Consider the following 26,776-nt stretch of genomic DNA (forward strand, 5'->3'; position numbering starts at 1 on the left):
ATTCTATTGAAAGCCGTGAAGAGTTTGGTCATTGGGAAATAGATTGTGTATTAGGTGAAAAATCTAACATAGATAACGTTTTGCTAACACTTGTCGAGCGTAAAACTAGGTATGCTATAATATCTAAAACGCCTGCCCATTCAGCAATATCTGTTACAAATACCATTGAGAAGATTAAAGAGTTTTTTGGTAGTAAATTTAGCGAAGTATTTAAGAGTATAACTGCTGATAATGGCTCTGAATTTGCAGATTTATCAGAAATTGAACAAAAAACTGAAACTAAAACAAAAGTGTATTTCACTCATCCATATTCTTCATTTGAAAAAGGTACAAATGAGCGTCATAATGACTTAATTAGACGTTTTATCCCAAAGGGAAAACGAATTTCAGACTACTCACTTGAAACTATATCTTTCATAGAAAATTGGATGAATACTATTCTAAGAAAGTTTCTTGATTACAAGACTCCAGAAGAGTTATTAGAAATACACTTAGATAAAATATATTTATTATAATAATTAGTTTTTAAATCATAATTAAGGACTAGTTCAATTTGATATTGCAATTTAGGAAATATTTTTGATTAATAATTAAATTTTAATTATTAATCAGCAAGTAAGTCAGTAGTATATTTAAACTCTAAAAATATATTACTGACTTTATTTGCTTTTGGAAAGTTATTAATATTGATAATTTGACTGATTTATTTGCTTTTAGATTTATAAAATTATTTAAGGAATAATTTTTATAAACGGTTAATAAATTTTATTATATTTTTTATTAGAAATTTGTATATAACTAAGTATTTTTATGAATAAATATGCTATATATAAGTAAAATATAGGCTAGGTATTATTTAATAAAAATAAAAGCAACTTGCTATAAAATAAAAATTTGAACTAATGATGGATGAAATTTATTTGACTGTTGACATAATAAATTTTAAGGCGTATTATTAAAACAAACACACCCCCTCCGGGTGGTAGGGATATTCTTTGCGTTCAATTAATTGTAAAAAACATTTTATTGAGTGAAAGAATACTAAAGGAATAGGGTATTATTTGTATTTAATTGGTTATTTTATTTAAGGTTTAATATTTAGGGAGTGATATATATGAATGCAGAAAAAAAGAAAGCATTACAGTGTTTAAAAACTGCAAAAGGACAAATTGAGGGAATTATAAAAATGATTGAGGATGAAAGATATTGTATTGATATTTCTAATCAGTTGATGGCATCTCAAGCATTATTAAAGAAGGCTAATAAGTTAATTTTAGAGCAACATATGCATAATTGTGTTAAGAGTGCTTTTGATAATAATGAATCTAAAGAAGAAAAGATAGATGAAATATTAAGCATACTTAATAAATTAATAGATAAATAGGTTTATTTTATCTTAAAAATTATAGTATATAAATTTAAATCTATTTTAGTAAATTTATAATTAAAATAAATTTTTTTTAGTTTTTATATAAAATTATATGAGAGTTTATTTTTATAAATTAAAAGTAATATTTATATAGTATAAATATTAAAATTTAGGAAGGAGGTGACTGTTGTTACAAATCTATAAAAAGGTAATAATATGTATAAAATCTTAGTATAGTTAAATGTTTGTATTTAAGATAAAACAGTAGTAGCTATTGAGGATTTTATATATTGCGAAAGGAATATGTGCATAGAGTAGAATCTTGATGGTTTTAATGTTTAAAGAAATTCTAAGTGTGGACTTATAAGTGAAAATAAAGGAAATAGTAATACAAGACATATCACAAACAAGATAATTTGTATGTGTGTGATGTGTTGTATCTGAATTTAAGACTTCGGATAGTTAAATGAAAGGAAAGCAGATTGTTATTTATAGTTTTCAAAATCTGATTAGTTGAACAGTGAATTAAACAAGATTTATATATTTTTATAGATTTTTGGCAACGGAGAAAGTATGGAACGCTTACTTAAAGTTAAAGGAATGACTTGTGCATCCTGTGCTGCAGCTATTGAAAAAGGTGTAGGTAGGATGTATGGAGTTGAAAGTTCTAGTGTAAACTATGCTACAGAGGAATTAAAAGTAATTTACGATAAAGATAAGGTTAGCTTAGAACAAATAAGACAAAAAGTTCAGAAATTAGGATATTTTGTGGAGAATAATTCTAAAAAAGAAGTGTTTAAAGTTGAAGGAATGACATGTGCATCCTGTGCTGCAGCTATTGAAAAGGGAGTAGGTAGGATAGAGGGTGTTGAGAGTGCAAGTGTAAATTTTGCAACTGAAACTTTAAATGTAGAGTTTGATAAAGATAAGGTTTCTTTTGATGACATAAATAATAAAGTTAGTAAGCTTGGATATAAAATTAAAAAAGATGAAAAGCAATTAACTTATAAGGTTGAAGGAATGACATGTGCATCTTGTGCAGCAGCCATTGAAAGAGGATTAAATAAAATGGATGGTGTAGAGAGCGCAAATGTAAATTTTGCAGCTGAAACTTTGAGTCTTTCATATGATCCTGAAAAACTTAGAACAAGTGATATTAAGGCTAAAGTTGAAAAGTTAGGATATAAACTTATTGAAGATGATTCTAAGAATGAAGAGGTTGAAAATAATAAACCTAGTGAAGCTGAGATAATGAAGAAGAGGCTTATATGGTCTTTAGTATTCACAATACCAGTATTTATAGTAGGTATGGGAAGTATGATGGGAATGAAACTTCCAAATTGGTTAGAACCAAATACAAGCCCAATGAATTATGCAATTTTCTTATTAGTTTTAACTTCATTTGTATTTATTATAGGAAGACAATTTTTTATTATAGGATTTAGAAGTTTATTTGTTGGAAGTCCTAATATGGATACATTGATTGCTATTGGGGCCAGTGCTGCGTATATTTATGGAATATTTGCTATTTATAAAATTGTTATTGGTCAGTTTCACTATGTTCATGAACTTTATTTTGAATCAGCAGCAACAATTATTACATTAGTTATGCTTGGTAAATATTTAGAAGCAATAACTAAAGGTAAAACATCTCAAGCTATAAAAAAATTAATGGGATTAGCTCCTAAAACAGCTACTATTTTAGTAGATGGTAAGGAAGAAATTATTTCAATTGATGATGTTAAGGTTGGAGATTTGATTGTTGTTAAGCCAGGTGAAAAGCTTCCAGTTGATGGAGAGGTTACTGAAGGATATACATCAGTTGAAGAAAGTATGTTGACTGGAGAAAGTATTCCAGTTGAAAAGAAGATTGGAGATAAAGTTTACGGAGCAAGTATCAATAAGAATGGTAGAATAATTTATAAGGCTACTAAGGTTGGAAAAGATACTGTAATTTCTCAAATAGTAAAACTTGTTAAGGATGCACAGGGTTCTAAGGCACCTATTGCTAGAACTGCTGATATAATAGCTGGATATTTTGTGCCTGTTGTTATAATACTGGCTATATTAGCTGCATTAGCATGGCATTTCTTAGGTGGAGAAGGATTAGAATTTACATTAACAATATTTATCTCTGTACTTGTAATAGCTTGTCCGTGTGCATTGGGATTAGCTACACCAACGGCCATTATGGTTGGTACAGGAAAAGGAGCAGAAAATGGAGTTTTAATTAAAAGTGGTGAAGCCTTAGAAGGGGCAGCTACTATAAATACAGTTATTTTTGATAAAACAGGAACATTAACAGAAGGAAAGCCTAAGGTTACAGATATTTTATCTAATAAATATTCAGAAGATGAAATATTAGTATTGGCTGCTTCAGCAGAGAAAGCCTCAGAACATCCACTTGGAGAAGCTATAGTAAAATCAGCTGAAGAAAAAGGATTGAAACTTTTTGATGTTAAAGACTTTATAGCTATTCCTGGTAAAGGAATTGAAGTTAAAGTTGGTGAAAAAGATGTTCTTTTAGGAAATAAAGCTTTATTAGAAGAGAAAAATATATCTTTTGGGGATTTTGTTGAAAAAGCGCAAGATTTAGCAGGTCAAGGCAAAACACCAATGTATATAGTTATTGATGGAGTTTTAGAAGGAATAGTGGCAGTTGCAGATACTTTGAAACCAACAAGTAAGAAGGCTGTTGAAGAACTTCATAAAATGGGAATTGAAGTTGTTATGGTTACTGGTGATAATGAAAAAACAGCAAAAGCTATAGCAAAGGAAATTAATATAGATAGAGTTTTTGCTGATGTATTACCTCAACAAAAAGCTGAGAAGGTTAAAGAGCTTCAAGGTGAAGGCAAGAAAGTATTGATGGTTGGAGATGGTATTAACGATGCCCCTGCCTTAGCAAGTGCTGATATTGGAATGGCTATTGGATCAGGTACTGATATTGCCATGGAATCTGCAGACATAGTACTTATGAGAAGTGATATAATGGATGTTATAGGGGCAATTCAATTAAGTAAGAAAACTATGATAAACATAAAAGAAAATCTATTCTGGGCATTAATATACAATGGAATTGGTATTCCAGTAGCAATGGGGGTTTTACATTTATTTGGAGGACCACTATTAAATCCAATGCTTGGAGCTTTAGCCATGAGTTTTAGCTCAGTATCAGTATTATTAAATGCTTTAAGATTAAAAACTTTTAAACCTAAATATAGCGAAGTTTAAATTAAGTTTAAAAGTTTGACATGAGTTAAACTCATGTCAAATTAATATAAAAAACACTTAATCTAGAAATTTTATAGATTAATGGCGTAAAATATCGTGGATTTATGACTGAGGTGCTTCAAAGAAATGAGGGGGTAAAATCTAGTGGTTTTATGGCTAAATGATTTAAGACAATTACTTTAAATTTTGTTTTATATACATTTTTGATTATTTAAAATTTATGAAACAGGTTAATTATAAATTTCTAGGTAAGTAAAATAAAAAAATAGGAGTGAGGAAAATGAGTAGAATAATAACAATTGAAGGAATGTCATGTCAAAACTGTGTAAAACATGTTAAATCAGCTTTAGAAGACGTGAAAGGATTAACTAAAATTGATGTTGAGGTTGGTAAAGCAGTAGTAGATGGAGATGCTTCAGATCAAGAAATTAAAGATGCTATAGAAGATATGGGTTATGATGTAACTTCTATAAAATAGGAATAAATTAGCTGATGAATAAAGGGCTAATTATAGAAGTTATTATTTAACTTCTATAAAATAGTGAGTGATATGGATATTATATAAACCATAATATTAAAGGTTTATATAATATCCATATTTTTTTATAGAAAATAATTTATATTAAGGAGAATAAAGAAGTGTAGATTTATTTAAGCCTGTTTTCTTGTAATATATTAGTTTCTGGATAGAAATTTTATGAGGTAGAGGAAAGAATATTTTTTTAAATATATAATTTTTGCTAAATATTTACATTTGCATTCAAAATTGAAGAAAAAAGGATTTAGTTCTATCTAATTTGAATAAATGAGCTAAAATACGATTTTATTTTTTAGACTTTCTTATATATAATAAATATATGGTAAAAAATAACAAATAAGATTTAAAAGGTTAACATAAATTATTTTTATGAAATTGGAGGGAATTTAAAATGGAAAAGTTATTAGCTGAATATTCAAATGAAGAGGTTTTTAAAGCCCTTCAAATAGCTGCTGAATTAAAATTAGAAAGAGAATGTGGAAATTTACCAGAATTCATAAGGGGAAGAAGAAGTGAGAGTTCAGAGGGGGAGTTTAATTTAATTCAGGCTTATAATTATTATATGAGAGAGTTAAGAAGAGCCTCTGTGTTATTAAGTGAAGAGGAAACAGAAAAATGTGGATTTAAAAATAGATTAGCTATAGATGTTGAGTTGAAGGATTTAATAGTGTTTTTAAATACTCAACCTAATATAAAAACTTTATATTCTTGTTCAGGCCATCAATTTGTTAAGGGGCAAATAACTTTTAAGGGACTTTTAAAATTTCCTCAAGTTGATGATTTTTGTATTGAGTATGCAGAGGAAAGAGAGGAAACTAGAGTTAGTTTTGATATTCCTGAAAGAAGCTATGAATATTTAAATAAATTAAGAAAGTTATATAATTATTTTTATCTTATAAATTATAATAATTTAAAAGTATTAACTAGAGAAGAGGTTAGTGCAATAAACATAAAAAACAAATGTGCTGTTTAAATATGTTAATTAATTATTTAATAATTAAGGTTTATTCTAAACTTAATTTAAAACTCGCATTAAAATCAAGGTGGAGTTATTTAATAATTAAGGTTTATTCTAAACTGAGTTTTTAGCGGTTTTGATGGAGAGTTTTAAGAGTTATTTAATAATTAAGCTCTGTTCTAAACTAGTGTTGATTTTAGTTTTTTAATAATAGTTAATTTTTAACCTAAGGCAACTCTTTTTTTAAAACAGTATTGATTTTTAGTAAAAATTTAAGAATATCTTGATAATTAGGGTATAGTTTCATTTAATAGCTAAGAATAATAGCTTTAATAAGTGAAGTTGTTTGACCAAAGGGAGTTTTTTATTTTAGCTTTAGCTTATTATTCTTTAATATTCAAACATTTGAACTATAAGACACTCATTTTGATAAATGAGCCTTTAGCTTACTATTCTTTAGTATTAAAACTTAAATAGGAAGTGCCTTTTCATGTTTTTATATTAATTGATGGTTTAGTTATAAAATATTCATATGGGATAAGTTGATTTGTTTAAAGGTTTAAAATCAGTTATCTTGATAAATAAGACACTATTTATAGGAGTAGTTTATTATAATATAGATAAGAAAAGAGTGAGATTAATTAATCTCACTCTTTTTTACTTTTTAATAAAAATAACATTAAATAATGATTTAATTAAAAATCACATTATATATTAAATGAGTTTTTTATTAAATTTTCATTTTATGTAATATGGAGAGTTCTATTGAATATCTAAGTTTCACTATTTAAATTGATAGCAAAAGCATTTTTCTCTTGAATATATAGGTTAATTAACTTCATAAATATCAGATAATTCTAATTCTATATTTTTTTTATCTGTTATATAGTCAACTAAGTTATTACTATCTTCTATATAATCTAATTTTATATTAGGAAGCCATACAACAAATTGAGTTCCACAAACACCATCACTAATTAATTCAATTTTACCATCATGAAGTTCAGTTATTGATTTTGCAATACTAAGTCCAATACCACTTCCTTCATTACGTCGTTTAAGTGATTTATCAGCTTGGACAAATCTATCGAATATAGAAGCTTGCATTTCTAGTGGAATACCAATTCCGTTGTCTTTTATACTTAGTTTAACCCATTCTTCTTCAATTGCTAAATCTACAAAAATTTCTCCATTAATTGGTGTGAATTTTATTGCATTTGAAAGTAGATTTAAAATAAGCCTTTCTAATTTAGCTGGATCACATTTTATAATATTTTCTTCAAAGTTAGTATCAAAGATTATTGAAATATTTTTATTTTCTGCATGTGGTATTACTAAAGAAACTATATTTTCAACTAATGGAACAATATCTTTGTTAGTAAAATCGGCTTTTAAGAAACCAACTTCTATTTTGGTTACATCTATTAGGTTATTTATTAACCTAAGCATTCTATAACAATTAATTTTCAATCCTTTTTTATATTTCCCATAAAAATTACAGAAATTAGTTGGATTATTTAAATATTTTGAGTTTAATAATTGTATAGTAGAGTAAATTATATTAAGTGGAGTTCTAAGTTCATGAGATATATTAGCAAAGAACTCATTTTTTACTTGTTCAGAGGCTTTTGCTTCTTTAAATTTAACCGCTAAGTTTTCTAATTTTCTCTTGGAATTTAGGTTTTTAGCTACAATTACTTTTCCATAAGGAACACCAGTATCATCATTTAATGAACTGATTATTGCTTCAACATAAACTACTGCATGTTTACCTATAAGCTTGCATTTTATGCTATCATCATCTTTAGATTTTAATTGATTTAATATTTCATCATTTTTACCTAAAAGATTTCCTATAGGAAGTTTATAAATTTCATCATAAGAATAGTTTAAAGTTTTAAGAGCAGAATGATTTACATAAGTTATGTTTCCATTATTATCTACACTTATTATTAAATCCTGAATATTATTATTTATACAACTTAAAAGCTGTTCGTTTTTCTTTATGTTTTGAGAAAGAATAAATTCTTCTGTAATATCTTTTAAGTTTAGAGCATAATAATTTTTTTCTTCTACTTTTAATGTTTGCACATAAAGATTAATTATTTTTTTATTTTTAAGAAGAATTTTTCCTTCCCAATTGCCTTTTTCTAATATTTTCTTTAAGACATTTTCTTCACTAACCCCATCCATAAAAATAGCCTCATCAAAAAGTTTACTAACTTCTTTTAACTGATCTTTTAGATTTGTATTTTTACAATAATGTTCTCGTATTGTTTTATTAGTATAAATTACTTGTCCATTATCATCATATAAAATAATTGAACTACTAGTATTGAATTCAACTAGATGATAGAATACCTGAAGTTCTTTTTGAAGAAGTAAAAGCCCTTTATTTTTATTATTTATTTCAATAAATATACTACTTATAGCAAATATAAATGAAAAAATAGTAATTAAAAGAACTACGTTTTTATTAGATTCAACTGAAGATAAATTAGGAAATAATACTTCACAAATCCAGTATATACCTCTAAGTGAGATTAATAACATACTAGCGACTATAAAAGTATATATTAACTCAGCATTTTTAAAACTTTTTATTGATATAAATATACAAGCTATTATATAAAAAATTACTATAATAATCATTAATACTGCATAATGAGAAATATTATGAATAAATAGATTACTAAAGAATATCTTATGATTAATTAGAGGAATAATCATTGAAAAAATAAAAACAAATACAGATGTTATTATTTTATGTTCCATTATTAAGTTATTCACATTATCTTTTTTTAAGGCTATATAAAACAATATAAATATTCTAAATATGGAGTGAATAAATATAAATTTATCAAATATAATCAGGTTATCCCCTTTTGTAACTAACAATTCTACAAAAAGATTCATATAGATTAATGACATAAGGAAAAAATCATTATTTTTATTGTTATTATAATATAACAATGTAATTAAATATGCCATAAAACCTAGTATTAATGCCAAATTTAATGAAAATGATGGAATACTATTATTTGATATAATATTTTTAGTATTTAAGGAGTATATATTATGTAATAAATTAAGGACAAATAAGCAAAATACTGAAAAAATAATTAAGTTAGATATCTTAATTATTTTCTTTACTTCTGCTTTTCCTTTAAAATCATTAAAAATATGAAAGAATATTGGCTTATCCATTTTTAAACTTCTCCTTATTATAAGAGTTTTGTGTTATATTTTATCGTATATTATAAATTTTATCATAAATTAATACAAAAATTTACACTAAATTAAATAACTGTTTGATTTTGTATTTAAAAAGAATGTGAAGTATTTTTGTACTAAGATTTTTATAATTTTATTTAATAAATTAACTAAATTTTTAGAAAATTTAAAAAATAACTTTCTGTTTGATTCACTGAGAGAGAGTACCTATTTTTGTTAAATTTAATATTTATTTCACAGTGAATTCATATAAAATTCAAACTAAAAAAATAATATAAAAGTAATATAATATTGTCAAATATTATATTTTAATCTTATAAAAGTTCATATTTGTATAAATTAGGGGTAAAATATAATAAGGGTAAGATAAATTAGGATTAGAAAAATTTATTTTAATGATTAGGAGAAAATTTTATGAATACAGTTTTGTTACAAAAGAAAAGACTAGATTATCTTGATATTGCAAAAGGAATTCTTATAATTAGTGTAGTATTATGTCATTCACCATTTGATAAAGCTTGGTACCTTTATTGGTTTCATATGCCAGCATTTTTTATAATAAGTGGTATGCTTTATAGAGAAGGATTATCTATAAAAGAACAGGCATTAAAGTTCTTTATACCATACCTTATATTTTCGTTGATTGATATAGGTTTTAACTATGCTATGTATTTCCATGGAAGTTTTGGAGTGCGTGGATTCTTTCATGAGTTAGAGAAGTATTTATATGGTGGAAAAGCAACTTGGGGAGTATTTTGGTTTATTCCTGTAATGTTTGTAACAAAGATATTATTTGATAAGCTTAATAGCAAGTTGAAACCAAAAACTTTAGCCTTAGTTTGTATTTTAAGTTACATATTAGCACATGTTTATTCTATGAACTTTATTCCAGAACATGTTGAAGAAATTACAAGAAATAATTATGTGTTTTGGAATTTAGACAATGTTTTAATAACTTTACCTTACTACGCAATAGGATATTATATAACTAAAAAGAATATTCAGAAGATATTCCATTCAACAAAAACAATTATTATATCAGCTGTAGCTATAGTTATTTTATGCATAATAAACATAGATCAAGGAGTTTATTATTACTTAAATATAAAATATTCATTATATCAAAATCCAGTATTTGATTTATTAATGCCAGTTGCTATTACAGTATTTATATTGTCTTTAAGTAGTAAGATTAGTAACTTAAAATATAAAAAACTATTTACTATTATAGGTTCAAACTCTTTAGTTATTATGTATTTGCATAAGCCAATAGCAACATTGTTTATGGATGTATTTAAATATGGATATATTACATTTACATTAGTTGGAGTATTTATTCCACTTCTTATGACAATACTTATAGACAAGAGTTTAGTGAGTAAATTTTTATTTAAGGGAGATTTAACTTTATACAGAATGCTTAAGAATAAGGCTTTAAGTATGGAAATGATAAAACCAAAGGATATAATTGTTGAAAACAGACAATAAAAAATTATAAAGTTAAAGAAAAATAAAGTATAAAGTATTTAGTATTAAAATTAAATAAGTTCAAAGGGAAAAGTTATGAGGTGGTTTAAATAATTACTTCATAACTTTTTATTATTTTAATATTTTAAGAGGAATTTTAAAGGTATATAATAAAGAATGTAGTTTACAAATTATTTATAAAAATTAAGAAAGGGGAGGAATATGGAATTAGGTAGAAAGAGATTTGATACATATAAGGAACTATCAATAGTTATAATTTTAATTCCTATGTTTTTCATATTGATAGATACTTTAGGAAGAATTAATTCTAGAATTTATGATAAAAATTTATTTGAGTATGTAATGAATTTAGCTTTTATAAAAAGAGAGATAATAGTTAAAGTTGTTTTATTATTACTTGTTTTATTTATAATTTCAAAAATAAAAGTAATAAAAGAAAAATTTATTTTAGGTGATTTTAAGGTTACAATTGGATATACCACACTTGGAATATTAGCATATAAGTTTTTTGGAACTGAATATAGATTAGAGAAATCATTAGACATTTATGTTATGTGTTTAATAGGATTATTTTTAATTGTATCAGGAATAAATGACATGACATCATCAATAGAGAATATAGACGTAAGTTCAGAGGAAAAATGTATTTTTGATGGGCAAATTTATTCCAGAGTAAAATACTTAGGGATAATGTATTTCATAGTTTATATTTTACTTATATCACTGGAAAATATAAACACTATAATTTCAAGTGATCTTGTAATGAATATGATAGATAATTATACTAGTCATTATAATAATATGGCTAGAGTAATGTCTGTATTAGGAGTTTTGGTGGCTTTAATTTTAATATTTGCTATTAGAAAATCATTTAACAGTCTAAGTTTGTGTTATGAAGAATATATTTACATAATAAAACATAAAACTTTTATTGAAGATATAAAAAAAGATATTACATTTATTAATCGTAAGATTGAATCAAGCAATAAATATTTTAATAAGAAGTTTAAAACTCTTGAGGATAAAAAAGTTCAGGTTTTAATTAAGGGTATGTTTGATTTATTTAAGAATGATAAAAAATAATTTAAGGTCTAAAGGGGAAATTATGGATAGTAAGAAAAGTACGAACTTTGATTTTATATTAAAAACAAGCATTGAATGTTATTACGACCTACTTAAAAATGCTGAAAAAGCTTGGGAAACTCATGCTCTTTTAACATATATAGGATCAAGAATGGTAGTTGAAGATTTGTGTGTAAAGCTTGAAGAAAAATATGGATTAAGAAGCCATGAAAATAAAGAAGTTAATTTTAGAAAAACACTTAATAATCTTAAAGAGTATATTCCTAGCTGGGTTATTGATTATGGAGAATATTTAAGAGTAAAAGGTGATAAGAGTGCTAATCAGGAATTAGATTTAAGCCTTGAAGAAGAACATGATACCTTAGTTGCTCTTAGAAAAGTTCATGAGATTCTTATTTGGTATTTAAAAGAGATTACTAAGGAAATAAGCATTGAGGATAATTATAATTTTATAACTCCAGAGGGGTTAAAAGAGAGTGAATGTGACTTAGCTATTGACAAAAAAGTCTTAGAGAATAAAGAAAGGTTTATAATAAGTTTAGAAAAGCAAATAAAAACTACTAATAATGACGAAGATAAACAGGTTGAATTAGAAAATTTACTTGAGAATGTAAAAAAAGAAAAAGAGGAATTAGCTTCTAAATTAGAAGATAAAGAATCAGAATTAAAAGAAGTTTTAAATAGTTTTAAGAAGCTTCAAGAAAAACTTATGAGCTATGTTGAGAAAGATGATTCTACTTATGGGAGTAATATTAAATATCCTGATTTTTACAAGGGATTTCTTTCTCTTCAAGGGTATGAGCTTAGGGTAGCATATGCTTTTTTAAAAAGTTTAAGTTTAGGAAGTATATTTTTAAATAAGTCAAAGAGCTTATTTTTAAAATCTCAGAGAAAAGAATTTATTAAGTTTATTGAAAAAGAAGTTGAAGGATTAAAAAAATATTCAGATAGTATCTTAAAACTTAAATTATATTACCAATTATTAAAGCTTACTAATACGCCAACAGCCTCTATAAATGACAAGAAAACCTTTGATAAATCCTTAGATAATATAGTAGATAAGGCATATTTTATTATTGAAAGAAGAGAAGGCTTTAATGGTAAAGTGGATAAGTTAGAAGCTATAATAAATTATTATTTGATTGAAATAATGAATAGCTTTTCTGATGAAATAGGAAAAGATGATGAAATTAAGAGAGAAGTTTCTAATGTAATCTATGAAGTATTAAGGACTATTCCTTTAGATGAGAGAAAAATTATTTTAAAGAAGATGAATTTTACCGACATATCAGAGAAGGCAATAAAAGAAAATATTAATTTAAATCAAGTTAAGTTTTTAAAAGCTGCTTTAGAATGTAGTGTTTTAGAAAGTTCAGAATTTGTTATAAGATCAATATTTTCTATTTATGTTTTATTACAAAAAGATTTTGATTTCTATGAATTTAGAACTCGTCATGATATGTTAAGAGCATATATAGGCCCTTTATTACTTGTTATTTTATTAAAAGAATATAAACTTACAAGAGAAGTTTTAGTTCCTATATTTGTTATGGAAATAAGTCTTGCAAATAAAATTCTTAGAAAAGAGAGAAGAGAAAAGGTTTATTATGGTCAGTTAGTTGAAGCTTGGATTGATGAAAAAGAAAAATATGATAAAATACTTTCAGAAAAAGAAAATTTAGAGAAAAATTTAAATGATATAAAAAATGAAAAGGCTATGTTATTAGAAAATGAAAAGAAATTTATTGCAGAAAAAGATAATACTAAAAAATCTATAGAAGCTCACTTAGAAATGTTTAGAGAAAAAGTTTTAAAATCAGAAACTATTAAAAATTTTTCTTGTTATGATGAATATAGCAAAATGGTAAATCAGATAAATTTAATAGAACTATCAGAGGAACATAGTCTTAAGGATAGAGGATTTTTAAAGAATATATTTTCTTTAGATACTTGGAAATACAAGCTTAATAAGATAGAAATAAATAAAAATATTAAGAACTTAGAAGGTAAGCTAGTTGAGGAAGCTAAAGAATCACAAGATTTTGAAGAGGATATTTTAGTCATAAAGGAATTAGAGGATATTTTAACTGATAAGGAAAGCGGATTAAAAGAAATAAAATCTGATATAAAAGAAAATTCAGAAAAGATTAATAAGATAGAAAAGTTAATAAAAAACAGTATTTCTTTAATGGATGTATTTAAAGAAGATAACTTTGATTTTGCAGAGTGATGAAAAAGGGGCTGCACTAAAATATAATTATTAAGATTATAAAAACAAGTAATTAGAAAATATTAAAAATAAGGAAGGAGTATGTCAAAACTAAAAATATTATAAACCTTGAAAAATAGATGTAATGAATCCAAATATAGGGATGTAAAAGGATTTAGGGTGTTTATAGTTTTCAAAATCTGACTTGTAGAACAGGAAGCTAAACAAGATTTATAGATGTTTATAGATTTTGGCAACAGATAACGTATGAAGAAGAAAGCTTTAAGCAAAAGAAAGTTGGGATTAGGATTAATAGTACTTTTAATTTTAGGTTTTTCTTTTTATTTAGTTTTTAAGAAAAGTTTATTGTATAGTTATTATGTTCAAAGAGGAAATAAAGCTTCTCTTGAGAGTAATCAATTAGAATATTATAATGATGCTTTAGGATGTAAATACACAAAAGAAGTTGTTAATGATGTTTATGAGAGCCTAGAGGGAAATGATAATGTTGAGAAAGAAATAACTGAAGTTAGTAATCTTAAAGATGAGGATAGAAAAAACATTATAATGAATGTTTATAAAGATAAGGCTGATGAATATTATAATGAAGAAAATTATAGCCAATGTGCTTATTATTTAAGACAAGCAGAGAAGAATGGTTATAATATAAAGGAGTATAAAAATTATGATAAGCTTAAGGAAGCTTTAGAGGAAAGTGGAAGAGATACTTTATCTAGTGAATATAGAAGTGGAGATTCAAAAGACACTTACTATAAAAATGATTCCAATTATAATAATTTAGTTGGATATATTATACCAGATAGTTATAGTAGAAAGCTTACCAAAGAAGAATTAGAAAAATATGATTATGAAACTTTAGGATTGATAAAAGCTGAAATACTAGCAAGACATGGATATAATTTTGAAGATGAAAATTATAAAACTTATTTTAATAATAAGGATTGGTACGTAAAAGACCCATCATTTAGGGGGACAAGTGCTGAAATGAATGACTTCGAAAATTACAATATAAAATTAATAAATGATATAAGAAGAGAAAAAGCTAAGTAGATTAAAAGTGGGGGAGATGAAAATGAAAAAATTCCTTATTATAGGAATAGTTGGTGTTTTAGCTATTGGTATATTTTTAGTAGGAAAAGATACATTTTATAATAGAAAAATAAATGAATTAAAAACTAAGGTTTTTGAAGCTAATACATATCTTACTAATGATGATTTATTAAATGCAGATATGATGGTTAATATAATAAAAAAAGAAAATTATTCTATTGGAAATGATGAAATAAATAATAAAATTAAAGAGATAGAAAAAGAAATAAAAGATAAAAGAATTTTAGTTAAGGATAATCATAAAAAAACTTTAGATAATTTAAGTGATAATGAGAAAAACTTAGAACTTTTAAATATTTATTTAGAGCACAATGTGGTTTCGTCTGATGTAAAACCTATAAATGTAGCAGGAAAAAATTACTATATTCAGTATAGGAAAAAAAACAATTTAGAGTATGATGAAAATAAAGATTTTTCTAAGAGCAAAGGATATATACTTAAATCTCTAGGGAAAAATAAAAGATTAAATGAAGATACTTGTTTAGTTTTTGATGCTGATAAACCTTATTATATAAATGATGATATATATTATAAGTTTAAAGAGATTCCAGTTAGTACATATTTTGGAGATAAGTCAGAATATACTTGGTTTTTAGCTGATTTAAATTTCCATATAGTTAGTAAAGAAAATTTAGAGTTTTATATAAAACAGGATGAAGTTAAAAATTATAAGCATGAAACTATAAATAACTCGGAGATAGATAAATATCTTAAAAATTAGATAGTAATATTTAATAGTTAAAATTAAATTAAAAAAGCCTCAATAAAACTCTGTCAATATTTTGAATTAAAATATTGACAAGCTTTCTTGAAAACGTTACAATAAAGTTAAGATAATCTTTAAGATTTAGTGTGGTAGGATTGATAAAAGGGTCTATATCAAAATATAATAATAAAACTTACAAATATATTTTTGTTTTTAAGTTTTATAAAAGTTATTTTGATATATGCCCTTTTTATCTAATTTTATTTAGTTAAATGTACATCCATTTGTGGGTATGGGATACTTATTTTTTCATGATCAAATCTTAGTTTAACTTGTTCTAATAAATCAAAATAGATTGTCCAATAATCTTCCTTATTACACCATACTCTAACAGTGAAATTTACTGAGCTTGCCCCATGTTCACTTATTCCAACAAAAGCTTCTGGATTTTTTAATATTAAGGGATTTTTATTTATTATATCCCATAAAACATTTTTTACTTTGATTATGTCATCGTCATAACCAACTCCAAATACTAAATCAACTCTTCTAGTATCTTTTGATGAATAATTTATAAGACTTCCATTAGCAAGAGTTCCATTAGGAATTAGTATTTCTTTATTATCTGGAGTTACTAGGTGAGTATAAAATACAGTTATTTTTTCCACTGTTCCTGTATATCCTGCAGCTTCAATGAAATCACCAACTCTGAAAGGTCTAAGTAAAAGAATTATTACTCCACCTGCAAAATTAGATAAACTTCCTTGAAGAGCAAGTCCAACGGCTAAACCAGCAGAGGCAATAAGTGCAGCCAATCCAGCTATATCAAATCCAACATAACTCATTAAAGTTATAACTAAAAGTATTTTTAAAGAAATATCAACGAAAGCTTCTGAAAAAGAAGTTAATGTTGCATCAATATTTCTTTTTCTCATAACTTGTACAACTAATTTAACAACTTTATTTATTAATTTCCAGCCTACATATAATAATACAAGACCAATAACTAGCTTAACACCATTTGTAGTTATCCAAGCTAAAAATTTATTAGTTAGTTCACTAATATCAAATTTCATAATATAACCTCCTATTTAATTAAAGTTCTGTTCAAAAGCAAAGTATATTATAAACATAAGTTTATAATATATCAATAAAAAATCTATATTATTTACATATGATTACGGATTTATTGCTTTAAATAATAACATTAATTTAAATATTAATCATAAGTATATTATTAAATTTTAGAAGTTAACTTTATAAATTTATAAATAAAATTTTTAAATTTATGACTATAAATTCTGATTTTAGGGAAGTATAAAAATGAAAAGATTTCATAAAAAATATCCATATTAAACAGGCTTAATATGGATAAATGGTATTACTAGGAAAAGAGCTATGATTTTAAATCATAGCTCTAATTTAGCATATAAATAAATTTAAACTTTATTTATTATATTGAATTTTAATCCTTGTAATTTATGAAGTGAATATAAATTTATTTTATAAATTGAGTTAGTTGCATTAAAATAGGAATTACAATTACAAAAAGAACTGTACTTGATGTAACTAAGTTTGTTGCATATTCAACATCACAATTATATTCGCTTGCAAGTATTGGTAAAACTGCTAACATTGGAGTTGCAGATTGTACTATAAATGTTTGTTTCATTAAAGTAGGAAGAGTACTTCCAAACATTGAACCACCCATAATAATTAATCCAATTATAATTAATGGACAAAGGATGAAACGACCTATTAAGGCAACTACAGTATCTCTATCAAATTTAATACTACCAAGACCAGCATCACATAAAATTATACCTATATAAATTAATGATAAAGGAGTAACTAAACCACCTATATCAGATAAAGCAGAACCTATAAATGTTGGCACTGGAATACTTAATACTAAGAAAATAACACCTAGTATGAATCCGATAAGAGGAGGGGATAATACCTTTTTCCAATTGAATACTTTTTCTTTAGAATCTTTATTTGGATTGTCATTTGCTATTAAAAATATTCCAAATGCCCATGTTGAAATAGTATTACTTACGTAACAAACTAAGAAAAATGGAATACTAGGAACTCCAAATAAAGCAAGGTTAAGTGGCATACCTACAAATATTGTATTCGCATTTGCAACAGCATTAAGAAATATACCTCTACGACCAGGTTTTATTTTTAATACTTTAATAGCAATATATCCAATAATGTATGAAATAATAACAGTTCCTAATGGATATATAAGACTTTTTGATAATTCAAGTAAATTTCCTTTGGAAAGATGATGTAAAATTGACATAAATATTGCAGATGGCAAAGCAATTTTAACAACTAAAGTAGAAACACCCTTAGAAAATTCATTACCAAACCATTTGAATTTTTTTAAGAAAAATCCAAGTGCCATCATCAAAATAACTGTAAGAACGCTTTGTACCGATTTTAAAAATAACATAAGTATAATTTCCTCCTTTAGATATTTACACTTAAATTCTTGCTACACCAGTATCTTTTGCAACTTGTTTTACAGCATTTGAAATTTTATCAACTAAAGATTTATCAAGACAGCTTGGAATAATATTTTCGTCATTTAAATCTTCTTCAGGAATAGAATTTGCAATAGCCATGGCAGCTGCAATTTTCATCTCTTCATTTATCTGTGAAGCTCTTACTTCTAATGCTCCTTTGAAAAGTCCTGGGAAAACTGAAACGTTATTTATTTGGTTAGGTAAATCAGAACGACCAGTTCCTATAACTCTAGCACCAGCTTCTTTTGCAAGATCTGGCATTATTTCAGGTGTTGGGTTTGCCATTGCAAATAATATAGCATCTTTGTTCATTGATTCTACCATTTCTTTAGTAACTATGTTAGGGGCAGAAACTCCAATAAATACATCAGCATTACGCAATGCATCTTTTAAAGTACCTCTTAATTTATTTGGATTAGATATTCTAGCTAAATCTCTTTTAGCATAATCAATTTCTTCCATATCTTCGCTTAATATTCCAACTCTATCACAAGGAATTAAGTTTTTAACCCCTGCATTCATTAATAATTTAGATATGGCAGTTCCTGCAGCACCAATACCATTAACAACTACTTGAATTTCATCAATTTTTTTATTAACTAATTTTAAAGAATTTAATAAAGCTGCTAATACTACTATGGCAGTTCCGTGTTGGTCATCATGAAAAACAGGAATATCTAATCTTTCTTTAAGTTTTTCTTCTATTTCAAAACATCTAGGAGCAGAAATATCTTCTAGGTTAATTCCACCAAAACTTGGAGCTATTAATTCTACAGTATTAACAATAGTATCAACATCATTTGATTTTATACAAATAGGAAATGCATCAACTCCTCCAAATTCTTTGAATAAAATAGCTTTTCCTTCCATTACAGGTAAACCAGCTTCTGGGCCTATGTTTCCAAGTCCAAGTACAGCAGATCCATCTGTAACAACGGCAATAGTGTTTCCTTTAGAAGTATATTTATAAATATCATCTCTATTTTCATGGATTTTTCTACAAGGTTCTGCAACTCCAGGAGAATAAGCTAAGCTTAAGTCTTCTCTTGTTTCAACTTTTATTTTTGATTTTATTTCTAATTTTCCTTTATTTTTTTCATGTAATTCTAAACTTTTTTCGTAAACGTTCATTAGATAAACCTTCTTTCAAAAATTAATTTCTTTGATGATTTAATTATATTATTTTTGAAAGAATATATTAAATATTGTTTTTTTATATCATATTATTAAAATTTATATATGATTTGTGGATGGCACAATTTTCATAATTTTTTCTTTTATTTAGATATTCTTGTTGATTTTAATTCTGATTGTGTGGTCACAATTTCTATAAGTTTTTCTTCTATCTCAGACAGGAAGTGTCCTTTTTTTGTAGCAATTGAAATATAAAATGGAATAGAATTTGAAAGTTCTTTAACAACTACACCTTTTAAATCTTGAACTGCCATGCTTGCTAATACTCCAACTCCAAAATTAGCAGCAATAAGTGATTTTACTGTTTGAATTTCATCAACACAACAAATTTTTGAATCTTCTATATGAAATTCATCAAAAAGTTGTTTTAATAAATTTAAATGTAAAGAATCTTTACCTAATACAATAAATTGCGAGTCCTTAAGTTTAGAAAAATTTAATTCAGGATCTTTTGAAATTAAATTGTTTTTACTTACACACATAACAAATTTATCTTTATAAAGAGGAGTACTATTTAGGTTTTCATTAAAAATAGGGCTTAGTGAAGCTAATAAAGCTATATCTACTGAGCCATCAATAATCATTTCTTCCATTTTTTTAGAACCACATTGGACAAATTCAATATTTTGAATGAAGTCATTATTTGATAATGAGTCAAAAAATTTAGGTAAAAAATAAGTTCCTATTATAGGAGGAACTCCTAACTTGATCTTTTTAAATTTACATTTTAATAATTCTGCCTTTGCTTCATTCAATTCAGATAGAATGTTTTTAACTCTTTTTCTAAAAATTAAACCTTCATTAGTGATTTTAACTTCTTTACTATATTTATTTCTTATAATAAGTTTTGAGTTTAGCTCTCCTTCTAGACGTTTAATTGACATACTTATAGAAGGTTGCGATATAAAAAGTTTTTCAGCAGCTTTTGTGAAACTTTTCTCTTCACAAAGACAATCAAAGTATTCTAAATCTTTAATATTCATTCTATTAGTTTTTCCTTTCTTAAAAAGTTGTAATATATTTTATTAATTATAGAGATATTCTTTCATCAAAATAATTATTGTTAAAAATATTATTAAGGTATAAAGGTATTACCAATTTTGATAGTATTAATAAGTTGCATTATAAATTAAGATGATTTCTGATTTTACATTAAAACTTTTATAATTTTAGTAATTAAACTTTATCTATATTATAATATATTTATATAAAAAATAGGCGTAGTAAGAGAATTAAATTAATAATCTTACTACGCCTATTTAAATATGTAAATAACTAGTGTCTATGGTTAGCAGTTTCCTCTGTTGCTTTAATAAATTTAACAAAATCTATTTCATTAGAAAGAGAAATATTGTAGATATAAGAATTTGCGACTTCATCTATGAATTTTTCTTTCATTTCATCACTTAATTCAATGTTATTAAGTTTGTTATGATATTCCATAATGAAGGCTTTCATATCTTCTCCTTCTTCTTTAAGAGCTTCATATTGATAGTAGTTCAAACCTTCATCTTCTATTTTATAAAACTCTTTTATTAATTTATATATCATTCTTCCACCAAATAAATCAGCTAAGTATCTAGTATAAGCATGAGCAACTAAAAGCTCTGGATTAGTTGATCCTATTTCATTTATTCTTGCTACATAAGCTCTTGTTGATGGTAGAGCTTTCATTGAGTGAAGCTTATCACCTAATAAGAATTTTAAATCTTTGTATATTGCTTCAGAACGATAAACATCTTGAGTAGTAAAGTGTTTAACCACATCATTTTTATCATTTTTTTCTAAGTTAATTTCAATTGCTTTGTAAATCTCATAAAGATTGAAAAGATACTCTGAATAAGATTCTCTTGATGCTTTACCTTCTAATAATCTTTTTAAAAATCCTGTTTTTTCAGCTACAGAATGTAAATCATTGCTATTATTTTTTATACTCATCATAAATGAATTCATAAAAATCACACCCTCTTAAATTTTTTTGTTTTTATAATGTCAAATTTTCTTTTTTAAAACTTTTATCTATGGTTTTAGCATACTATTAAAATTAAATAGTATCAAATCAAAGATTTGATAAATTAATTTAAGTAAAACGTTAAAATATTTAATTTAGTAAAAAGTATACTTGAAACTAAATAAATAATCAACAATTATTTAAAAATAATAATTATTAATTAAAAAAGTCGTTTTAATCAATAATTATTATAAAGGATTTTAAATTAAAAAAACTAATATATAAAATTAGTATGACAAATAAAAAGTTAAGCTTTACAATAGATTTTATAGAATCGTAAATTAAGGAGATGAGTATATTGAGAATACTTCACACAGCTGATTGGCACTTAGGTAAAAATCTAGAAGGATTAAGCCGTATGGATGAACAGGAAAAGTTTTTAGATGACTTTGTTGAAATAGTTAGAAAAAATAATATTGATTTAGTTATTATTGCTGGTGATATTTATGATTCTAGTAATCCACCAGCAAAAGCTGAAAAAATGTTTTATGATACATTAAAAAAATTATCAGCTAATGGAGAAAGAATGATTTTAGTTATATCAGGTAACCATGATAATCCAGATAGATTAGTTGCAGCAGGACCTTTAGCAAAGTCTCATGGAATAATGATGGTTGGAACTCCTAAAAGTATAATTGAGATTGGGGAATATGGATATAATAAGGTTTTAAATTCTGGAGAAGGATTTGTTGAGATTGAAATAAATAATGAAAAAGCTGTAATTTTAACAGTTCCTTATCCAAGTGAAAAGAGATTAAATGAAGTTTTATATGGAGTTATGGATGAAACTTGTGAAAAGTTAAAAAGTTATGGGGATAGAATAAAATCTTTATTTGATTCTTTAAAAGAAAATTATAGAGAAGATACAATAAATTTAGCTGTAGCACATATTTTTGCTACAGGGGCTGAAAACGCTGGCTCAGAAAGAAATATTGAACTTGGAGGAAGTTTTATAGTTGATAAAGAATGTTTCCCATTAGAAGAAGCTCAGTATATAGCTTTGGGACATATTCATAAACCTATGATTTTACCAGGAACTAATAAAAAGGTAAGGTATGCAGGTTCTCCACTTCAATACAATAAAAAGGAAATTAGCTTTAAGAAGAAATGTTTTATTATAGATGCAAAAGCAGGGGAAGAGGCTAATATAGAAGAAGTTGAATTTAAAATTTATAAGCCTATAGAAATTTGGAAGTGTAATAGTATAGAAGAGGCTATTACAATGTGTGAAGAGAATAAGGAGAAAGAATGCTGGGTTTATTTAGAGGTAAAAACAGATAGATATATTAGAGAAGATGAAATAAAAACTATGAAAAAATTTAAGGATGATATCATAGAAATTATCCCTAAAATAACCTTAGAAGAAGAAATTTATGTGGAAAATAATTTATCAGAAAAATCTTTTCAAGAATTATTTGTTGATTTTTATGAAAAGGAAAGAGGGGTTAAACCAGAATCTGATTTATTAGATTTATTGCTTAATATTGTTAAGGAAGAGGGGGATTGTGATGAAGCCAATTAGACTTGAGGTTAAGGGGTTAAATAGTTTTATAGATAAACAGGTTGTTGATTTTGAAAAACTTACTGAATGTGGATTGTTTGGTATTTTTGGACCTACTGGAAGTGGTAAATCTACAGTTTTAGATGGAATAACACTAGCTTTGTACGGAGGAGTAGCTAGGGATAGTTCAAATTTTATTAATACAAATTGTAATAGTGTTTATGTAAGTTTTGAATTTCAAATTACAGAAAAAACTCCTAAAAAATATAAGGTTGAGAGAGAAATTAGAAGAAAAAAAGATGGAGGAACAACAACTAAGTTAGCAAGAATATTAGAAATTAAAGAGGCGGATGAGGTTGTTTTAGAAGATAAGGCTACAAAGGTTAAGTCTAAGTGTGAAGAAATTATAGGACTAAAATTAGATGATTTTATGAGAACTGTGGTACTTCCACAAGGAAAATTTAGTGAATTTCTTAAGTTAGAAGGTAAAGAAAGAAGAAATATGCTTGAAAGACTATTCAATCTTAGAAAGTATGGGGATGATCTTTCTTCAAAGTTAAATTCTGAAATAAGAAAAGAAAAAGATAAGATGAATGTTTTGGAAGGACAGTTAAAAGGCTATGAAGGAATTAGTGAAGAAGCCTTAAAAGATAAGTGGGATAAAATAGAGGAGTTAAATTTAAAGATAAAAGAGGAAGAAGAATCCTTAGATAAAATTAAAAAAGACTTTGAAGAAGCTAAAAATATTTGGAATACTCAGTTAGAACTTAATAAAGAAAAAAAATCAGAAGAAATTTTATTAGAAAAGGCTGAGGAAATAAAAAATAAAGATGCTATAAGAGAAGCTGGAGAAAGGGCTTTTAGAGTAGCTTTATTTATAGATAATTTTGAAGAAATTCTAAAGGATTTAGAAATTGAAGAGAAGATATTACTTGAGCTTAAAAATAAATTAGCTGAGTTAGAAATTTCTAAAAAGGAATATAATAAAAAATTTGAAGACATTAAAAATAAAAAAGAAGAAGTTTTGCCAACTTTAAATATAAATAAAGAAAAACTTAGTGAAGCTAACAAAGAGAAAAATCTTTTGAAAGATATATTAGATGAGGGGAAAGTTTTAAAAAGAAAATGCCTTACAATGGAAAAAGAAATAATCCTTAAAAGTGAAACTCTAAAGGAATATGAGAGTAAAGAGAGGGGGTTAAAATCAGATTTACAAAAAGAAGAAGGTAGGATTGAAGAATTTTTTGTTGAAGAAATATTTAAAGAGAAGGTAAATGATGCGGTGTTTCTACTAAGAGATTTTGAAGGTTTTGAAAATCAAAAAAATAAATTAGTAGAGGAACAGAAAATTTTAGTTTCAGAAATAGAAGAAAATACAATTACAAAAGAAAAGTTAAAAAGTAATTTAGATTCTAATAATAAGAAATTAAAAGAAAAAATAGAAGCCTTAGAAAAATTAGTTGAGGAGTGTCCTGGAGATAGAAATAAAATTTTAGAAATGCAAATTGAAGTTTCTAAATATGAAGAGAGACTAAATAAATATAAAGAATTTAAAAATAATCTTAAAAATTCAATTGATAAAAAGAATGATTTTGCAGAGAAATTAAAAGTATTTTCTAGTGAAAAGCTTTCTTTAGAAAATGATTTTAATGAGCTTAAAGATTATGTTAAGAAAGTAGAAGTTGAAGAGTTAGCTTATAGATTAAGAGAAGATTTAATTCAAGGAGAACCTTGTCCTGTTTGTGGAGGAACTCATCATCAGTTAGAAAATGTTGAAAAGGTAAACTTAGAGCTTTCAAAGGAGAAAAGAGATTTATTAGAAAGTAAAGAGAAGAATTTAAGGAATCTTACAATTGAATTTTCTAAGGTGGAAAATTCATTGGAGAATGAAAATAAAAATATTGAAACCTTTAATTTTGAACTTGAAAAATTAGGTGAGTTTAGTGAAGAAAATTTAAGTTTTTTAAAAGAGAATTTTAATAAATTAAAAGAGAATCTTAAAAACTATGAGGAAAATAAAATAGATTTAGAGAAAGAAATAGAAGAGTTAAAGGAAGCTAAACATAAATTAGAACAAGAATTAAATGGGTGTGAAGTTGTTTTAGGCCAGAAAATAGTTAGAAAGGCTGAACTTGAAAAGAAATTAGAAGAATTAAATGAAGAGTTAGATAACAATAAAAATTCTTTAGATAAAATAAAAAGAGAACTTAACATTTCAGATATAAAAGTTGAAAGTGAAAAAATTACTAAAAAAGAAAAAGAAAGAGAAATTTTAAGGAAATCCATTGATAAATCTAGAAGTGAATTAGATAAAATATCATCAATAAAAGAGGCTTTAAGAAAAGAAATAGACAAGTTAAATGATGATTATAGAAAAGAACAAACAGCTTTAGAGACTAAGAGAGAAGTTTATAAGGAAAAATCTAGAATGATTAGGGATTACTTAAAGGGTATAGTAGATTATGAGCATATTGAAAATTTAAACTTTAAAGAACTATTAGATGAAACTTTAAAAAATATTTCTGAAATAGAAAGAGTTTATAAAGAGTGTGAAATAAATAAAGAGGATATAGAAAAAGCCTATTTAGAAGTTGAACAACAAGTAAGAGTTAGTTCTGAAAAGATTAAAGGATTAGAAGAGAGAAAAGTTAAGGCTACAAATAATTTAAACACTTCTTTAGAAAATGAGAAGTTTAATTCTGTAGAAGAGGCTAAAAATAGTCTTTTATCTAAAGAGGAAATAGATGAGATAAAAGTATTGGTTGATGAGTATAACAATAGTTTAATAAAGGTAAGAGGAAATTTAGAACTTTTAATTAATAAATTAGATGGAAATAGTTTAAGTGAAGAAGAGTGGAATGATATTAAAGTAAAAAAAGAAAATAAAGAGTCTTTATTAAAAGAAATTCAAGAGGAAAAAATAAAATTTTCTACTGAATTAGAAAATATAAAGAAGAAGCTTGAGGAACAAAGAGAGGTTCTTTATATAAAAGCTAAACAAGAACACAAATTAGCACTTTTAAGTGATTTAGACAAATTATTTAAGGGCAAGAGATTTGTGGAATTCATAGCAGCTAATCAATTAAAATATATTTCTATTGAAGCTTCTAAGAAGCTTAAAGATATAACTAATGGAGTATATGGATTAGAAGTTGATGAAAATGGCAAGTTTTTTATAAGAGATTATAAAAATGGAGGGGCTTCTAGAGATGCATCCACACTTTCAGGTGGAGAAACATTTTTAGCATCATTAGCATTAGCCTTAGCCCTTTCATCTCAAATACAGCTTAAAGGAAGTGCCCCACTTGAATTATTTTTCTTAGATGAGGGATTTGGAACTTTAGATGATAATCTTTTAGATGTTGTTATGGGTTCATTAGAAAGATTGCATCATGATAGATTATCAGTAGGTATAATAAGCCATGTTGAATCTATAAAAAATAGAGTTCCATTAAAACTTGTTTTAACACCAGCAGAATCAGGAAAAGGTGGAAGTAAAGTTAAGATTGAAAGAAGTTAAAAATATATTTTTGGTGATGATATTTAGTATTGTTGGGAATTATGGTTTCCAACAATATTTTTTTAT

The 26,776-nt window shown here is 25.5% G+C and carries 18 protein-coding genes; 12 read left to right on the top strand and 6 right to left on the bottom strand.

The annotated features are described in order from the left end of the window. The 5 genes from Q1K13_RS11585 to Q1K13_RS11605 form a co-directional block, all read left to right on the top strand. A partial coding sequence (locus tag Q1K13_RS11585; protein ID WP_300351031.1) for an IS30 family transposase occupies window positions 1–515 on the top strand: 515 nt, incomplete at its 5' end. Between the two features lie 599 nt (window positions 516–1,114). After that, on the top strand, window positions 1,115–1,384 hold the full coding sequence (locus Q1K13_RS11590) for a metal-sensing transcriptional repressor (RefSeq protein WP_300351033.1): 270 nt from the start codon (window positions 1,115–1,117) through the stop codon (window positions 1,382–1,384). Between the two features lie 558 nt (window positions 1,385–1,942). Continuing rightward, window positions 1,943–4,603: a heavy metal translocating P-type ATPase gene (locus tag Q1K13_RS11595; RefSeq protein ID WP_300351034.1), complete on the top strand. Its 2,661-nt coding sequence runs from the start codon at window positions 1,943–1,945 to the stop codon at window positions 4,601–4,603. 280 nt (window positions 4,604–4,883) lie between these two features. Continuing rightward, window positions 4,884–5,081 carry a heavy-metal-associated domain-containing protein gene (locus Q1K13_RS11600; RefSeq protein WP_300351037.1) on the top strand — a complete coding sequence of 66 codons (198 nt, stop codon included), beginning with the start codon at window positions 4,884–4,886 and terminating at the stop codon, window positions 5,079–5,081. A gap of 451 nt (window positions 5,082–5,532) precedes the next feature. Continuing rightward, the gene (locus Q1K13_RS11605) at window positions 5,533–6,114 is read left to right on the top strand and encodes a hypothetical protein (RefSeq protein WP_300351040.1); all 582 of its coding nucleotides are present in this window, start codon (window positions 5,533–5,535) and stop codon (window positions 6,112–6,114) included. A gap of 813 nt (window positions 6,115–6,927) precedes the next feature. Here the strand turns inward: Q1K13_RS11605 and Q1K13_RS11610 are convergent. Beyond that, complete coding sequence (locus Q1K13_RS11610; RefSeq protein ID WP_300351043.1) at window positions 6,928–9,306, bottom strand: sensor histidine kinase; 2,379 nt, start codon at window positions 9,304–9,306, stop codon at window positions 6,928–6,930. A gap of 441 nt (window positions 9,307–9,747) precedes the next feature. On the opposite strand from Q1K13_RS11610, the gene Q1K13_RS11615 reads away from it, so the two are divergent. From Q1K13_RS11615 to Q1K13_RS11635, 5 genes are all read left to right on the top strand, one after another. After that, entirely contained in the window at window positions 9,748–10,821 is a 1,074-nt protein-coding gene (locus Q1K13_RS11615) for an acyltransferase family protein (RefSeq protein WP_300351046.1), read from the top strand. A gap of 201 nt (window positions 10,822–11,022) precedes the next feature. After that, window positions 11,023–11,904, top strand: coding sequence for a hypothetical protein (locus Q1K13_RS11620; RefSeq protein WP_300351049.1), 882 nt, complete (start codon window positions 11,023–11,025; stop codon window positions 11,902–11,904). 22 nt (window positions 11,905–11,926) lie between these two features. Further along, a complete protein-coding gene (locus Q1K13_RS11625) occupies window positions 11,927–14,134 on the top strand; it encodes a hypothetical protein (protein WP_300351052.1) in 2,208 nt (735 codons plus the stop codon). 246 nt (window positions 14,135–14,380) lie between these two features. Then, the gene (locus Q1K13_RS11630) at window positions 14,381–15,184 is read left to right on the top strand and encodes a YARHG domain-containing protein (RefSeq protein WP_300351055.1); all 804 of its coding nucleotides are present in this window, start codon (window positions 14,381–14,383) and stop codon (window positions 15,182–15,184) included. A 22-nt stretch (window positions 15,185–15,206) separates the two neighbouring features. Next, window positions 15,207–15,965, top strand: coding sequence for a hypothetical protein (locus Q1K13_RS11635; protein WP_300351058.1), 759 nt, complete (start codon window positions 15,207–15,209; stop codon window positions 15,963–15,965). A 245-nt stretch (window positions 15,966–16,210) separates the two neighbouring features. Here Q1K13_RS11635 and Q1K13_RS11640 read toward each other — a convergent pair whose 3' ends face one another. The 5 genes from Q1K13_RS11640 to Q1K13_RS11660 all read right to left on the bottom strand — a co-directional run bounded on the left by Q1K13_RS11640 (window position 16,211) and on the right by Q1K13_RS11660 (window position 21,631). After that, window positions 16,211–17,026 carry a mechanosensitive ion channel family protein gene (locus Q1K13_RS11640; RefSeq protein WP_300351061.1) on the bottom strand — a complete coding sequence of 272 codons (816 nt, stop codon included), beginning with the start codon at window positions 17,024–17,026 and terminating at the stop codon, window positions 16,211–16,213. 422 nt (window positions 17,027–17,448) lie between these two features. Further along, window positions 17,449–18,411, bottom strand: coding sequence for an AEC family transporter (locus Q1K13_RS11645; RefSeq protein ID WP_300351064.1), 963 nt, complete (start codon window positions 18,409–18,411; stop codon window positions 17,449–17,451). A gap of 31 nt (window positions 18,412–18,442) precedes the next feature. Next, window positions 18,443–19,615 (bottom strand): NAD(P)-dependent malic enzyme, encoded by a 1,173-nt coding sequence (locus Q1K13_RS11650; RefSeq protein ID WP_300351066.1) that lies wholly within the window; start codon window positions 19,613–19,615, stop codon window positions 18,443–18,445. Between the two features lie 146 nt (window positions 19,616–19,761). Beyond that, window positions 19,762–20,661, bottom strand: coding sequence for a LysR family transcriptional regulator (locus tag Q1K13_RS11655; RefSeq protein WP_300351069.1), 900 nt, complete (start codon window positions 20,659–20,661; stop codon window positions 19,762–19,764). A gap of 292 nt (window positions 20,662–20,953) precedes the next feature. Then, on the bottom strand, window positions 20,954–21,631 hold the full coding sequence (locus Q1K13_RS11660) for a biliverdin-producing heme oxygenase (RefSeq protein WP_300351072.1): 678 nt from the start codon (window positions 21,629–21,631) through the stop codon (window positions 20,954–20,956). A gap of 356 nt (window positions 21,632–21,987) precedes the next feature. Here Q1K13_RS11660 and Q1K13_RS11665 point away from each other — a divergent pair, with 356 nt between their 5' ends. Together Q1K13_RS11665 and Q1K13_RS11670 are read left to right on the top strand one after the other, a co-directional pair. Further along, entirely contained in the window at window positions 21,988–23,211 is a 1,224-nt protein-coding gene (locus Q1K13_RS11665) for an exonuclease SbcCD subunit D (RefSeq protein ID WP_300351075.1), read from the top strand. Further along, window positions 23,198–26,710 carry an SbcC/MukB-like Walker B domain-containing protein gene (locus Q1K13_RS11670; protein ID WP_300351078.1) on the top strand — a complete coding sequence of 1,171 codons (3,513 nt, stop codon included), beginning with the start codon at window positions 23,198–23,200 and terminating at the stop codon, window positions 26,708–26,710. Before Q1K13_RS11665 ends, Q1K13_RS11670 begins: the two co-directional genes overlap by 14 nt. The last annotated feature ends 66 nt before the right edge of the window (window positions 26,711–26,776 follow it).

This window comes from Clostridium sp., assembly GCF_029267215.1.
Classification (GTDB): domain Bacteria; phylum Bacillota; class Clostridia; order Clostridiales; family Clostridiaceae; genus Sarcina.

What these genes read in the sequence shown, in the direction of transcription:
- Q1K13_RS11590 (WP_300351033.1), top strand. Translation starts at nt 1,115, where the DNA reads ATGAATGCAGAAAAAAAGAAAGCATTACAGTGTTTAAAAACTGCAAAA.
- Q1K13_RS11595 (WP_300351034.1), top strand. Translation starts at nt 1,943, where the DNA reads ATGGAACGCTTACTTAAAGTTAAAGGAATGACTTGTGCATCCTGTGCT.
- Q1K13_RS11600 (WP_300351037.1), top strand. Translation starts at nt 4,884, where the DNA reads ATGAGTAGAATAATAACAATTGAAGGAATGTCATGTCAAAACTGTGTA.
- Q1K13_RS11605 (WP_300351040.1), top strand. Translation starts at nt 5,533, where the DNA reads ATGGAAAAGTTATTAGCTGAATATTCAAATGAAGAGGTTTTTAAAGCC.
- Q1K13_RS11610 (WP_300351043.1), bottom strand. Translation starts at nt 9,306, where the DNA reads ATGGATAAGCCAATATTCTTTCATATTTTTAATGATTTTAAAGGAAAA.
- Q1K13_RS11615 (WP_300351046.1), top strand. Translation starts at nt 9,748, where the DNA reads ATGAATACAGTTTTGTTACAAAAGAAAAGACTAGATTATCTTGATATT.
- Q1K13_RS11620 (WP_300351049.1), top strand. Translation starts at nt 11,023, where the DNA reads ATGGAATTAGGTAGAAAGAGATTTGATACATATAAGGAACTATCAATA.
- Q1K13_RS11625 (WP_300351052.1), top strand. Translation starts at nt 11,927, where the DNA reads ATGGATAGTAAGAAAAGTACGAACTTTGATTTTATATTAAAAACAAGC.
- Q1K13_RS11630 (WP_300351055.1), top strand. Translation starts at nt 14,381, where the DNA reads ATGAAGAAGAAAGCTTTAAGCAAAAGAAAGTTGGGATTAGGATTAATA.
- Q1K13_RS11635 (WP_300351058.1), top strand. Translation starts at nt 15,207, where the DNA reads ATGAAAAAATTCCTTATTATAGGAATAGTTGGTGTTTTAGCTATTGGT.
- Q1K13_RS11640 (WP_300351061.1), bottom strand. Translation starts at nt 17,026, where the DNA reads ATGAAATTTGATATTAGTGAACTAACTAATAAATTTTTAGCTTGGATA.
- Q1K13_RS11645 (WP_300351064.1), bottom strand. Translation starts at nt 18,411, where the DNA reads ATGTTATTTTTAAAATCGGTACAAAGCGTTCTTACAGTTATTTTGATG.
- Q1K13_RS11650 (WP_300351066.1), bottom strand. Translation starts at nt 19,615, where the DNA reads ATGAACGTTTACGAAAAAAGTTTAGAATTACATGAAAAAAATAAAGGA.
- Q1K13_RS11655 (WP_300351069.1), bottom strand. Translation starts at nt 20,661, where the DNA reads ATGAATATTAAAGATTTAGAATACTTTGATTGTCTTTGTGAAGAGAAA.
- Q1K13_RS11660 (WP_300351072.1), bottom strand. Translation starts at nt 21,631, where the DNA reads ATGAATTCATTTATGATGAGTATAAAAAATAATAGCAATGATTTACAT.
- Q1K13_RS11670 (WP_300351078.1), top strand. Translation starts at nt 23,198, where the DNA reads ATGAAGCCAATTAGACTTGAGGTTAAGGGGTTAAATAGTTTTATAGAT.